Here is a 695-nt window from a genome sequence, read left to right as displayed (position 1 = left end):
TGGTGGGGTTGACCGCGGGTCAGGGGTTGGCTCTGCTGGATGCGGCTGTGGTGGCGGGGCGGCCGTTGGTGGTGCCGGCTCGGTTCGATGCGGCGGCGTTGGGCCGGCGTGGGGCGGGTCTGCCGGCGTTGTTGCGGGAGTTGGCCGGTTCTGCGGTGCGTCCTGTCGCGGGTTCGACCGGTGCTGCCGATGCCGCCGGTGCGGTTGGTGTGGAGCGGCCGGTGATGGCGTTGGCGCGTTTGTCGGCGCGGCAGCGCCAGCGGCAGTTGCTGGACATGGTGTGTGCTCAGGCGGCGGCCACGCTGGGGCATGACAGTGCCGAGGCCATCGATGCCGATCGGCCTTTCCAGGAGTTCGGGTTCGATTCGCTGACCGCGGTGGAGTTGCGTAACCGGTTGCACACGGTGACGGGGTTACGGCTCACCCCGACCTTGGTGTTCGACCACCCCACTCCTCGCGCGCTGGCGATGCATCTGGACACCACGGTGTTCGGCGGCACTGCCCGCCGTCCGGTCACGGCCGCTGCGCCCGGCGGCCCTGCTGATGATCCTGCCGGTGACGCCGCTGGTGATCTGATCGCCGTTGTCGGGATGGCCTGCCGTTTCCCCGGTCAGGTCACCAGCCCCGACGACCTGTGGCAACTCCTGGTCGACGACCGCGATGGCATCACCGGCTTCCCCACCGACCGAGGCTGG

1 protein-coding gene is annotated in these 695 nt (G+C 70.1%); it reads left to right on the top strand.

The features are described from left to right. Positions 1–26: 26 nt before the first annotated feature. Positions 27–695: acyl carrier protein (locus ACFQSB_RS40215; protein ID WP_380832618.1), on the top strand; the 669-nt coding region annotated here is incomplete at its 3' end.

The organism is Sphaerisporangium rhizosphaerae (genome assembly GCF_042665155.1).
Taxonomy (GTDB): domain Bacteria; phylum Actinomycetota; class Actinomycetes; order Streptosporangiales; family Streptosporangiaceae; genus Sphaerisporangium; species Sphaerisporangium rhizosphaerae.
This window is presented reverse-complemented; position numbering and strand designations above follow the sequence as displayed.